The sequence below is a fragment of the Roseburia rectibacter genome (genome assembly GCF_014287515.2).
GTDB lineage: Bacteria > Bacillota > Clostridia > Lachnospirales > Lachnospiraceae > Roseburia > Roseburia rectibacter.
Map to the genome: position 1 here is coordinate 3840263 of NZ_CP092473.1, position 13180 is coordinate 3853442.

10 protein-coding genes are annotated in these 13180 nt (G+C 42.5%); 1 reads left to right on the forward strand and 9 read right to left on the reverse strand.

Annotated features, from left to right (window positions below; genetic code table 11):
• The first annotated feature begins 90 nt into the window (after nucleotides 1-90).
• Nucleotides 91-963, forward strand: a complete 873-nt coding sequence (locus H8S51_RS17615) for an AraC family transcriptional regulator (protein WP_117921195.1) — start codon at nucleotides 91-93, stop codon at nucleotides 961-963.
• Here the strand turns inward: H8S51_RS17615 and H8S51_RS17620 are convergent.
• The 9 genes from H8S51_RS17620 to H8S51_RS17660 form a co-directional block, all read right to left on the reverse strand.
• Complete coding sequence (locus H8S51_RS17620) at nucleotides 960-1898, reverse strand: ROK family glucokinase (protein ID WP_241070803.1); 939 nt, start codon at nucleotides 1896-1898, stop codon at nucleotides 960-962. The genes H8S51_RS17615 and H8S51_RS17620 overlap by 4 nt on opposite strands.
• Nucleotides 1899-1990: 92 nt before the next feature.
• Nucleotides 1991-2752: a response regulator transcription factor gene (locus tag H8S51_RS17625; protein ID WP_117921193.1), complete on the reverse strand. Its 762-nt coding sequence runs from the start codon at nucleotides 2750-2752 to the stop codon at nucleotides 1991-1993.
• A 40-nt stretch (nucleotides 2753-2792) separates the two neighbouring features.
• Nucleotides 2793-4559, reverse strand: coding sequence for a sensor histidine kinase (locus H8S51_RS17630; RefSeq protein ID WP_118210116.1), 1767 nt, complete (start codon nucleotides 4557-4559; stop codon nucleotides 2793-2795).
• Between the two features lie 47 nt (nucleotides 4560-4606).
• On the reverse strand, nucleotides 4607-5443 hold the full coding sequence (locus H8S51_RS17635) for a carbohydrate ABC transporter permease (protein WP_117921191.1): 837 nt from the start codon (nucleotides 5441-5443) through the stop codon (nucleotides 4607-4609).
• A gap of 7 nt (nucleotides 5444-5450) precedes the next feature.
• Entirely contained in the window at nucleotides 5451-6326 is an 876-nt protein-coding gene (locus H8S51_RS17640; protein WP_117921190.1) for a carbohydrate ABC transporter permease, read from the reverse strand.
• A gap of 75 nt (nucleotides 6327-6401) precedes the next feature.
• Nucleotides 6402-7781, reverse strand: coding sequence for an ABC transporter substrate-binding protein (locus H8S51_RS17645; protein WP_117921189.1), 1380 nt, complete (start codon nucleotides 7779-7781; stop codon nucleotides 6402-6404).
• Nucleotides 7782-8065: 284 nt separating this feature from the next.
• Nucleotides 8066-10393, reverse strand: a complete 2328-nt coding sequence (locus tag H8S51_RS17650) for a transglycosylase domain-containing protein (protein ID WP_186899266.1) — start codon at nucleotides 10391-10393, stop codon at nucleotides 8066-8068.
• Nucleotides 10394-10406: 13 nt separating this feature from the next.
• The gene (locus tag H8S51_RS17655) at nucleotides 10407-12086 is read right to left on the reverse strand and encodes an ATP-binding protein (protein WP_186899267.1); all 1680 of its coding nucleotides are present in this window, start codon (nucleotides 12084-12086) and stop codon (nucleotides 10407-10409) included.
• A complete protein-coding gene (locus H8S51_RS17660; protein WP_186899268.1) occupies nucleotides 12077-13135 on the reverse strand; it encodes a metallophosphoesterase family protein in 1059 nt (352 codons plus the stop codon). Before H8S51_RS17660 ends, H8S51_RS17655 begins: the two co-directional genes overlap by 10 nt.
• Nucleotides 13136-13180 lie beyond the last annotated feature (45 nt).

A 13180-nucleotide genomic window follows, 5' to 3' on the forward strand; every position in this document is an offset into this window, starting at 1 on the left:
TCAATATTGCTTTTTTTCATAGTATCCATTATACTGAACATAGTAGGCAGTATTTTAATCGTGTTACTGCACAAAAAAGGAGAAAAACTCATGTCAGACTCAAAAAATGATCCGATTTTCGAACAGGACCGTATCACTGACGGTTTTGATATTTTTTTCTGGGAATTTAATGATAAGAGCAGTTTTGTTGCCACGCACTGGCATACTGCCATAGAAATGATGTACATTATTGACGGCGAAGTAAATGTTACCATGAACCACCAGACCACCGTGTTATTGCCCGGTGATATTTACCTGATTGATTCACGTCTTCCCCATTCGACAAAATCAATCAACGGAAACCACGCCCTTTTGCTGCAGTTTCCTTACCAATTTTTACAGAAGTATATTCCGAATGTAGATTCCTATGTATTTGGTTTCGACTGTCACACGACCAATCCAATTCAGAAAACCAAGCAGCTCCAGTTGATCGAGGTCGTAAAGCAGATGCAGATTGTCTACCAGATCAAGCCCAGAGGTGGTCTGCTGCGTTTTAACAGTCTGCTCTTTGAAATGCTCTATCTTCTCTATCACAATTTTGCCAGAGAGGTGGAAAGCTCCAGTGTCAAAAAAGATGTAAAAAACTTCAGACGCTTAGATCCGATTCTGACTTATACAAGGGAACATTATAATGAACCTATCTCTCTCTCTCAAATTGCAAACATAGCCTGTTTTCAGGAAGAATATTTCTGTCATTTTTTCAAAAAAAATATGGGAGTCACCTACTTTCAATACTTAAATGAAATAAGGCTATCCCATATCTATCACGACCTGACATCCACAGATATTCCTCTAAAGGAGCTGTTAGAACGTCATGGTTTTACCAATTATAAATTATTTCGCCGCATGTTTTATGAACAGTTCCATACGACTCCGGGGGAATACCGGAAAAGCTATACAACTTCAGATCTGGAAACTGATTAGTCCAACAGCATCTGCACACATCCATACATTCCGGCATCATTACCAAGTCCTGCAATTACAAACTTTGTATTGCGGCAGGCATGGAAGGATGTCTCCACAAAATGCTTCTGGATGCTCTCGATCAGGATACTTCCTGCTTTGGAAACACCGCCACCGATAACAACAACTTCCGGATTAACCACACATGCAATATTAGATAAGGTAGATCCTAAGATTCCGCAGACTTCATCCACTAAACCAAGTGCCACTGCATCTCCGCTCTTAGCCTCATCAAACACATCTTTTGCAGTCAGTTCCGGGAAGTTTCTAAGGCTTGTCTCATCGTTGGTCTTAGCAAGTTTTCTCTTTGCCACGCGAACGATACCGGTTGCGGAAGTATACTGCTCTAAACAGCCGTACTGTCCACAGGTACATGCCTCGATCTCATCATGATTTACGGTGATATGTCCGATCTCACCGCCTGCACCATTAAATCCTGCAACGACTTTTCCATCTACGATGATACCGCCGCCGACACCGGTTCCAAGTGTTACCATGATAACGTCTTTACAGCCTTTTGCTGCACCCTGCCACATCTCTCCTAAAGCTGCAACGTTCGCATCATTTCCTGCTTTGACTTTCAGACCTGTCAGATTTCCGAGCTCTTCCTCAACGTTAACAATGCCCCAGCCTAAGTTTACACAGCGGTTTACCACACCATTACTCTTAACCGGTCCTGGAACACCGATTCCAACACCCTGTACATCATCTTTACTGATGCCTTCCTGCGCCAGTTTATTATCCACTGCCTGTGCAATATCAGACAGGATCGCTGCTCCGTTATTTTCAGTATTGGTCTTGATCTCCCATTTATCGATCAGCTTTCCGCTTGTCTCAAAAAATCCAATCTTACAGGTAGTTCCCCCAATATCAATTCCAAATGCATACTTTTTCATTTTCAATCCTCCAGTATTTTCGCAGCAAAACGCCTGCCACGCTATTGTTTTTGCTCATATTAAGCTAATGATAACGTTTCCAATTTTGTATGTCAAGCCTTCATCAAGGGTTTCTTGTATCCATATTTACTCCTCTTTTTATATTCCGACGGAGACATCTCCATGACCTTGCGGAATACCTTGGAAAAGTACTTTTCATCCCGGAATCCCACCTTGTAAGCGATCTCATAAGTTTTGAAAAAATTCTGTTCCAGATAGACACAGGCATGGTCGATCCGCACCTCATTCAGATAATCGATCAGCGTGATACCCGCCTGCTGTGAAAACAGGCTCGAAAGGTATGCCGGACTGATTCCGATTTTTCCTGCAATATCGTTTAACGACAGGTTTTCAAAATAATGTTCATCCATATATTCTTTTGCCAGTTCTACCAGCTGGTTTTTCTGGATGATCACAGGCGGTTCCTCATTTTCCGGTCCAAATACATCATCCGCCAGTTCATTGATCTTTTTTAAAATATCAGAAGAACGGCTCGGCTTTAACATATACTCACGCGCCCCGAACCGCACCGCCTGCTGCGCATAACGAAATTCATCATAACCGCTTAAAATAATCGTGTTTGGCAAAATTCCCCCGCGGTGTGCCGCCTGCATGACTTCTATGCCATTCATCACTGGCATCTGTACATCAAGCAGCATAATGTCCGGTCGGTAACGAAAAATAAAGTCCAGTGCTTCCTGTCCGTTTTTTGCACCATAAATTTTTTCATAGCGGTCGGTATGAAGCTGGATATATTTTGTAATGCCATTTCTCACAACATCTTCATCATCTGCGATCAGTAATTTAATTCCCATTACAAAACCTCCGTTCTTTCGTATTTTTCTCACTGTGGAATCAGATATTCCATGGAATCTTTATCGTCACACAGGTTCCTTTTCCCTGTTTGCTCTCAATTTCCAATACAAAATTTGAATGATACATCAGATCCAATCTTTCTTTTACATTGCGGATCGCATAACGCCCGATCCTCTGGCCTGCATAGCGCTTTTCATCCGGTACTTCCCAGATTTCCTTTAACTGTGTCTCTGTCATACCGGTTCCGTCGTCACTGATCTTAAATATAAGCCAGTTGTCCTCATGCCATCCCATCACACTGACCAGACAGCGTTCTCCGGTCTTTTCGTATCCATGTACCACTGCATTTTCCACAAACGGCTGTAAGATCAGCTTTGGTATTTTTCGTTCCAGGATTTCATCTGACATCCCAACTTTGTATTCCAGATTATCGGAAAAACGCATTTTCTGAAGATGCAGATACTGCTCGACCAATGATTTTTCATTTTCAACACTGATGATTCCTCTTCCCTGACCAAGCACCAGACGAAACAGATTTGACAACGCTATAATGTCATCCGCAATCCCTTCATCTCCTTCATTCACTGCCTGCCAGTACAGCGAATCTAAAGTATTATAAAGAAAATGCGGATTGATCTGTGCCTGCAGGGCATTTAATTCACTTTCCTTTTCTTTTAATGCCATAACATAATTGGTATTGATCAGCTCATGGATTGCTTCAACCATCTGGTTAAAGCAGGCTGCCGCCTCTCCGACTTCGTCTCCGGTCATCACTTCCACTTTCTGTGAGAAATCCCCCTGCTCAAAGGACTCCATTGCTTTGCAGAGTTTCTTTAATGGTTTTGATACAATATCAGAAACCAGGGCAAGGATCGGATACAGCCCTAAAAAGAAACCGGCAAGCAGTGCGAGCGGCCCTGCTGCAATATCCCAAATCTGACTTCTCACATCATCTTTATGGATCATCTCATAGACGGTTGTTCCGGTTTCTTTACTTTTATACGTATAAATAAAATGATCTTCCACATTTTCAGGCGTACATTTTTCTTCCATGACATCACGCAGAGCATCTTCATCAATATTTCCGGCCCGCAACAGTTCCACTCCTTCTTCATTGACTACAACAAGCCCTGCCGACTTGATCGGCAGGGAATTTTCGCATAACTGCGTATATTTTTGTTTATCTGCACCGACCACCAGATAACCTAACGGTTTTGTTTTTGAAAGGTTATAGATTTCCCGGTACATGACGATTTTTTCAGTACGGTTTGCCTGATAAGTATCGCTGCTTCCTTTTCCGACAGACCGGAAAAACATTTTTCCGCGTTTTTTTAGTGCCGTCTGATAGGTATCCTGTAACCGTACTGTTCCAATATCATCAAGATATGCCGTTGCATCCATACAACGCAGATATGGTCTGACTCCGTTTTCCGGATAAATTGCCAGTGTCTTGATCTGTCCGCTCAATGCGATCATATCCTCAATGGTACGCATCGGTGCCTCATGGACCCATAACTGGGAATCCATGTTTAATTTCCCGGAATCCTGTTCTGCGAGAATATCCAGAATATCCTGATTGATACAGATATATGTTCCGAGTTCTGACAGACCATTTAACATAGTGTCAATCCCTTCGGAAAGATTTTCGACACTTTTTAGGTACTGCTCCTGTTCCTCTTTTACATTTTTTCTGTAATTTCTGACAAACATGATACTGCTGATCAGAAGGAGGATGGGTGTGATAATGAGGTAACTGTAAAATACCAGTTTTTTCCGGATATTCATATTTCGAATTTTCTGTCTCATATCACACTCATTCCTTCCACATGATAATCTTCATTTGCGTCTGCATATCAGCCTTTTACAGCTCCCATTGCAACACCTTTTGTGATGTGTTTATTTAAAATAATGTAAACAATAACTGCCGGTGCCGCGGTAAGTGCCATTACTGCAAACTGTACCGCATAATTTGAAGAATACTGTCCGGTAAACTCTAATACGGAGAACGGAAGTGTCTTCCATGTAGGTTTGCTTAAATAAGTACTTGCCATGATAAATTCATTCCAGTTATTTAAAAACGTCATGATCGCAACGGTTGCGATCGATGGTTTTAACATCGGCGTAATGATCTGGAACACGATACGGTAAATGCTGCAGCCATCCATGACTGCTGCTTCCTCTAACTCCCACGGGATTGAATCAATAAACCCGGTCATTAAGAACAGTCCCTGCGGCAGCGAAAAAGCCACATATGGGATCAGAAGCGCCCAGATCGTATCGGTAAGTCCGACTGCGTTATAAATCTTATAGTTCGGAAGCAGTGTCGCATGGATCGGGATCATCATACCGAGCAGTAAAAGTGTTTTTACAAATCCGCTCAGTTTCCAGCGCATTCTGCGGATCGCATATGCAGCCATAATGGAAATGATGATTACCAGCAATACTGCAAGAGTGTTGATCACAATACTGTTTTTTAAGTAGAGCAGGAAATGTCCGTCTACAAATGCTGTTACATAATTTCCCCACTGTATTTTTTCCGGAATGATCAAAAGACCGTTCGTAAACATCTCCGTACTGCTCGCAAGTGAAAAATCCAAAAGCCATATCAAAGGGAATATCTGAATGACTGCCACAAATATTAAAATGGCCCAGAGCAGTACCTTGCCTATTTTCTGACTAACTTTCATCATGCACCTCCTAATCCGTATTCTTGTCACGGAAAATCGTATTAAGCCCAACAGTTACAAGAATACATATGATGATGAATACAACACCGATGGCATTACCATATCCATACCGGAATGACTTAAATGCCTGCTGATACAGATAGTTAGCTGCAAACTGCGTAGAATCGCCAGGTCCGCCGTTTGTCAATAGATAAACCGTCTCCATCTGTTTTAATGCGGAAATGATCGCCATTGTCACATTGATCTGGATGACCGGTTTCATGAGCGGCAGTGTGATCTTGAAAAATGTTGTTTTCCAGTCTGCACCATCGATGGATGCTGCCTCGTAGAGCACCGGATCGATATTTTTAATTCCAGTGTAATAAATGAGCATGCCCCATCCAAATCCATGCCAGATCAGTACGATCAGCACTGACCATATCGCGTTTTCCTGAGAAAACCAATTGACTTTTCCCTGATAGCCAAAAATTTTTAAAATATTGTTGAGCAGTCCGAAATCCGGATTGTATATAAATTTCCAAAGATAGGCAATGACTGCCACGGAAATAACGTTCGGTATAAAATATACGCAGCGGAAAAATCCTTCTGCTTTTCCCTGCAGTTTATCAAGTACTGCTGCTACCACGATTGCGATCGGGTGCTGGATGCAGATAAATCCGATTGCAAGCAGCAATGAGTTAAGTAATGACCTGCCAAATGATTTGTCGTGCATCAGGTCTATGTAATTTTTCATCCCAATGAATTTTGCTGTCCCCATACCGGAATAATCCGTAAAACCATAATAAACACTTAAACAGATCGGTGCTAAAATTGCGAATAAAAATACAAGGATACCCGGCAGGATCAGACTGAAAATCACCATTTTATTACTGTACAAATTTTTCATATTGGCTCCTTTTTATAAAAAGGCTGCTGCAGTTACCACTTTCAGCTCACATTGCAGCAGCCCCTTTTTCATTGATTATTCACAAGCTTTTTCCAATGTTGCAAGAAAATCGCTGACGCTTTGTGTTCCGTTTGACAGGCTCTGGATATCTGTCTCGATCATTGTCTTAAATGTGGAGGAACCACAGTCGTTGATCGGTGTTCCGGAAATATTGGTTGCGTTCTTTAACAGATCCATGATCTGAAGCTGAAGTTCTGTCTCGCTGCCTGTTAAATAAGCACTCTGATCCTGTGCTGAAAGTCCGACACCATCTTCCCAGCCGTATTTGGATAATTTATCCGGCTGATACATATAATTTAAGAATTTAACAGCCTCTTCTTTCTGCTCTGATTCAGAAGAAATTGCATATCCACCGCCGTTCCATGCTGCTAAGTCTGTCTGTGTTCCTTTTCCACCGTCTACGGATGGCATTACAAATGCTCTGATATTTTCACGGACATCCTCTGGAATATCCTCATTTAATGCCATAGATGTTTCCCAGCTTCCCATGTAAAACATTGCTGCCTGACCGTTTGTAAACAGGTTCTGTGCCGTACCATAATCCTGGGAATCAAATCCTGTCTGGAATAATCCGGAAGCTGCAGTATCCTGCAATAACTGTGCTGCATTGGTGAACAGTTCATCCTGGAAGTTTGCATTTGCGATCGCATCGGAAACTTTTGCTGCCGGTGTCTGCTCTAAACGTACCATCAGATCCTGCATGTAACATGCAAGTACCCAGCCGTCACCACCATCCATTGCTACCGGAACGATTCCTGCTGCATTGATCTTATTACCAAGGTCAAGCAGTTCATCATAAGTGGTCGGTACTTCCCAGCCATTGTCCTCAAACATTTTCTGGTTGTAATAGAAAACCATGATGTCTGTATTTCTTGGAAGTCCGTATAATTTTCCGTCCTTCTTAAATCCATCCAGTGAACCGGATACAAATCCATAATCAGAATAGTCACTCTCATTTAACTCAGCAAGAACACCGGAATCAAGGACTTCATCTAAGAAAGATGGCTGTCCCCAGATGCTTACAACGTCCGGCATGCCGTTCATCGCATATGCTTTAAATTTTGTCTTGTAAGACTCTTCATCAAGTGCCTCAACCTCAATCGTTACATTTGGATTTTCAGCCATGTACTCATCAATGATCGTCTGCTCTACAAGTCCCTGTCCGTTCTTTCGATCCGGCAGATTGGAGAATAATCTTAAAGTAACTGCTTCTCCGGAATCGGCTGTATCTGCTGCATCTGATTTGTTTTCCGTTCCCGCTGCCTGACTCTCTGTCTTTGTTCCTGCGGAATTATCTGTACCTGTACTGGTGTCTGCTGTGTTGTTTCCACATCCGGCTGCCATGGAAACTAACATTGCTGCTGCAAGAATTGATGTAACAATTTTTTTCTTCATGATTAAAACCCTCCCATTTGGTTCGTTTCTTAAGATGCTTTTATGTTACCATCCGCATAGGGTATAAAACAGATACCTGATTTTTAAAATGGTGCACTATTTTTAGCACTTACAAAAAAAATACCCCTTATGGATCTTTGATACGTATCCAGGCTTCCGGATACCTGCCAATTCCAAGGGGTATTTCTGACCTCACGATATTCTGTCAGAACTGTTATATCTGTCTGCTACTGATTCTGTTACTGCTGTTGATTCTGTTGCTGTTGCTGCTGATTTGGTTGCTCCTACTGTTGTTGCTGTTGCTGTTGCTGATCTTGTGGCTGCTGGTCTTGTTGTTTCTGGTCTTGTTGTTGCTGTTGATCTTGTTGCTGTTGATCCTGTGGCTGTTGATCCTGTGGCTGCTGTTGATCCTGTGGCTGTTGATCCTGTGGCTGCTGGTTCTGTGGCTGTTGGTCTTGTTGTTGCTGCTGTTCCTGTTGCTGCTGTTGATCCTGTGGCTGCTGATCCTGTGGCTGTTGGTCTTGTGGCTGCTGGTCATCCGCCTGCTGCTCCTGCCCGGCATTTTCATCCACGTTCTGATCCGGATTTTCTTCCGTATCTTCCTGACGGAATACATGAACCTCATCCGACACCTGCGCATATGGCAGAAACTCCATCGGGGAAAGCCCTTCATGCGCCTTTAACATAAACTTCTGCCAGATCGTACCCGGATAAGTTGATCCCATGAGTTTGTCAAGTTTTTTGGGCATATCATACCCCACCCACACGCTGGTTGTATAATATCTCGTATAGCCTACGAACCATCCATCTTTCTGATCGTTGGATGTACCTGTTTTTCCAGCTGATGGCATACTGCCAAGTCCGAGTCCATGTGCCGTTCCGCTTGTGATAACACCTTTTAAAACATCTGTCATCATGCGCGCTGCGTTCTGTTTATACACAGTCTCCTCCGTCTGTTCAGATGCATAAACTTCATTGCCATCCGCGTCTAATATCTTAACGATACAGGTCGGTGTCCGGTAATTTCCATCATTTTCAATCGCTGCGTAACCGGATGCCATCTCTAGCGCAGACACACCATTTGTAAAACCGCCAAGCGCCGTTGCCGGTCTGTAATCATTGGCATCAAGTTTTGCAAAATTCATGTTTTCAAGATAAGAAAGACCTACTTCCGGTGTCAGCTCCCCATATAATTTCCATGCGATCGTATTGACAGACTTTTCCACTGCAGTCCGTACTGTGATCTGTCCTAAATAAGATCCGTTTGCATTTCTTGGACCGTCCTCGATCGGCTCATCTTTAACTACCGAATCCGGCGTATAACCGCGTTCAAAAGAAGGTGTATAGACCGTGAGCGGCTTAATGGCACTCCCCGGCTGTCTGTAACTCTGAAATGCACGATTTAACGTATACCCGGAAAAATCCTGGCTTCTTCCACCCACGATCGCCCTGACATAACCATTGTCATTGTCAATGCAGACCGCTGCAGACTGCAACGCATATACACCCTCATCATTGACCTCCGTAAAACCAGCAAGCGCATCATTTACAGAGTCCTGCAGTTCCTGCTGTAAATTCAGATCAAATGATGTGTAGATCCGGTATCCGGCAGTATACAATTTTTTCTGGCATTCATTATAAAGCGTCTCATATGCTTCATCATATTTTGCTTTTTCATCTTCCGAAGAAAACTGATATTGAAAATGGAAATCTTCATTTTCCATTAGTGCTCTTGCTGCACAGTAATAAGTGTAAGTCTCTACATAATCATTTTTTGCCAGTGCCTCCGGGCGGTCTAATGCGATTACCTGACCTAACGCCTTATCATATGAAGTCTGGGATATTTTTCCATCATCAAGCATATTTTTTAAAATACGGTTTCTTCTTTTGTAGGTGTTTGTGATATTCGTAACAGGATCATAAAGCGTCGGATTATTGGGAATAGCACATAAAAATGCCTGCTCTGACAGATCAAGATCCTGCACATCCCGGTTAAAATACCCGCGGCTTGCTGACTGAATCCCATAATATCCGTTTCCAAAGTAAATATTATTAAGATAAAATTCGAGAATTTCGTCCTTTGTATATTTCTTTTCAAGTTCTCTTGCAATATACATTTCCTCAACTTTTCTCTGCCATGTTTTTTCCTGGCTTAAGAAAATATTTCTTGCAAGCTGCATTGTGATCGTACTGCCGCCCTGCGTCGCCTCTCCATTTTCGATCATCGCCTTTACCGCACGTACAAGCGCCCGGTAATCAATTCCATTATGCCGGAAAAATTTTTTATCCTCTATGCTGACAATTGCACATATCACATTACTTGGAATATCTGTGATCGAAAGATAATAAGAATCTTTTCCACCTTTTAGTGTAGAGATCACGCTTTCATCGGAAGCATAAACAATACTGGTCTGGTTAGCTTTAAATGTTTCTTTATTGGAATAACGCACCAGTTCCACCGCCTGCGTCTTTAAGTCCTTTACTTCTTCTGCGTAACCGCCAAAATAATACCAGCATGCTCCCGCGATCACTGCAAAAAGCAGAACAAGCTGCATCTTTGCCAAAAACCAGAACATACGGTATTTCTTCTTTTTCCTTTTTCTGGCTGTCATAACTGCATCACCTCTATTTCAAAACAATTTTATGATATGTAATCCCTGCCCGTTCCATTAATTCCATCTCACGTTTCTGACAGGTAAAAATCAAAATCTGTCTCCCCTGCTCTCTCCTGACAATCCCATCAAGTGCACAAAGTGTCTGCATCAGACGTTTCTCGTCATACATTCCAAATGCTTCATCAAAAATGACAGGCATAGGCTCCTCTTTTGTCACGATTTCTCCGACAGCAAGACGAAATGCCAGATAAATCTGTTCTAACGTTCCATGGCTTAACGCCTCCGGCATGACTTCTTTTCCATCTGCTAAAATAAAAAGTTTTCCATCTTCTTTTACAATGGCATGATCATATTTTCCCGCTGTAAGCTGTGACATCCATTTTGAGACGGCACTGCCAAGTTCATCGAGGCTTTCCTCATAGTATTCGCTTGAAAGGCGGTCAATTTCTGCCGCTGCAAGTTCTAATGCGCGGATATCTTCTAACAACTCCCGTTCCTGCTCTCCCGGCTGCTTCGCCTCTTCCATATCCTGCATGATATTATAACGTCTTGTCTCTTTTTCAGACAAAGACTCTTTGAGACTGAGGAGCATACGCTCTGCCTGCCTTAGCCCGGCATCTGCATATGTTTCCTGCGTCACACCCTCTATATCGCTCTTTTGTGCTGACATATATGCCTCTTTTTTTGCCTGTTCCACCGCATAACGGATTCCCACATAAAGTCCGCAAAGAATCATACCTGCAAAAAAGACTGCCTGCAAAATAAAAAAAAGACGAGACGGATATGAAGTAACATAATGTACTGCTATATTGACAAGCAGTGCCGAAGCACAGATTCCGATCCCTGCCATACGGTCCGGATGCTCTTTTTCCGGTTGCATTGCCCCATCAATTTCTCTTTTGTGCGGTGCATTTTCCTGTCTCTCTCTGCGGTCTGCCTGCTGCCTTTTCTGCTCAGATAATCTCTTTCGCTTTTCACCAATTTCTTCCACGCGCACACGTTTCAACTGATTGATCTCTCTCTCTGCATCCGCAATATTGGCATGTAATCCACGTGCATCCCGTTCTAAAAGATCTTTTTCCACAATGAGCTGCCTGATATCCTCATTTTTCTGTTCATGAATTATTCTTACTTCCTGCGCCAGTTCTTTTTTCCGCGCTGTAAGTGCTGCTTTAGCCTTCTGAACCTGAATATTGGCACCACCGCCCTCAGCAGCATTCGATAGATACTCAGACAAAATATCTGCCAGTTCCTTTCCTGTCACTGCACCTGTCTGCGGTATATCATAAGTGTTTCCAAACGTTTCCTTATCTATTCCACCAAGCAGCATTGACAGATCCCCGTAAACTACCGACAGTTCTTCTCCATCTGCCTCATTTTTCAAAATATCTTTTTTATCCTTATAATAAAAATTACGCTCTAAATAAAATGGTTTTTCATCCACAAGAAATCGCAGGGCACCACTATAGTACGAAGGGGCATGCCAGGGTTCGTGCTTTTTATAAATGCTGTTTAATGTATTTCTTCCACGCCCCTTTTCCATTCCAAAAAACATTGCAAGCAAAAAATCATGCAGTGTCGTTTTTCCCGCCTCATTTTCTCCATAGATCACATTGATCCCTGGTTCAAATGAGATCTGCCTGTTCTGCAATTTTCCAAACTGACCAATGATCGCTTCTTTTATCTGCATATCTTATATCCCAATAATGCGTTGACTCCATATTCCAACGCTTTTTTTGTGACCACATCCTGTGGTCTTTTTTCCATTTCTTTTATGTAATTCCCCAAAAGGGTACCTTTATAGTTTTCTTTTAATTTATCATAATCATAATCCGGCAAAAGCTGCTCTGTCACATCAACAACCCGGTCAAACGTTTCAAGTTTTTCTGTATCAAATTCTATATCCGGCAAAATTTTTCCCCGCAGAAATAAACGAAAATACTGATATCCGGGTCTTTCCTCCAGCAGGTTTCTCACCCAATCCCCAAGTTCAAGATCCGTTGTTTTTGCCGTAACCGGATAAATTTCATGACAGTATTCACACTTTTTCACCGGATGAAAATGAATATCCGTATGCTCTTTGTCGATCGTCCCCAGCCAGTATCCATGCGGCCCGACATCATTTTTATCCGTCGGCTCCAGACTTCCCGCCATCACTGCCCTCCCCGGAATCTGCTGTTCTCCCTTATGGATATGCCCGGCAGCAATATAATCAAACCCATTTTCCAAGATAAGTTTGGGATTGTATGGGATATGCTGTTTGTCTCCGCCATGTACTAAAAGGAGATTGATCCTTGATCTATCCTCCGGGATGACCGAATCATAAATAGCATTCCCGATCTCTCTATGCCAGTAACTTAATCCATAAATGCTGACATTTTCCTCATCAAAATCAAAATGACCGGGTTCTTCCTGACGGAAAAAATAAACATTTTCCTCCCATTCCATTGTCAGATAATAGGATTTCGTTCGAAGATAATCGTGATTGCCCGCCATCAGAATGATTTTCGTCTGTGGTATCCTGCTAAAAAGATAATTAACTTCCCTAAGCTCTCTTTTCAATGGCTGCGCATGGAATAAATCCCCTGATATCAGCAAAAAATCCGGCTTTAGCTCCACTGCTGCATCGATCACTTCTGCAAACGAATCCCAGATATCCTGCGCTCTTTTTTCACTCCACGGTTTTCCCACATCCGGTTTTATCCCAAGATGTACATCCGAAACATGTATGAATTTCATAAGCTGCTCCATTTCTGTCTCATTTACAGTGTCTATTGTATATGA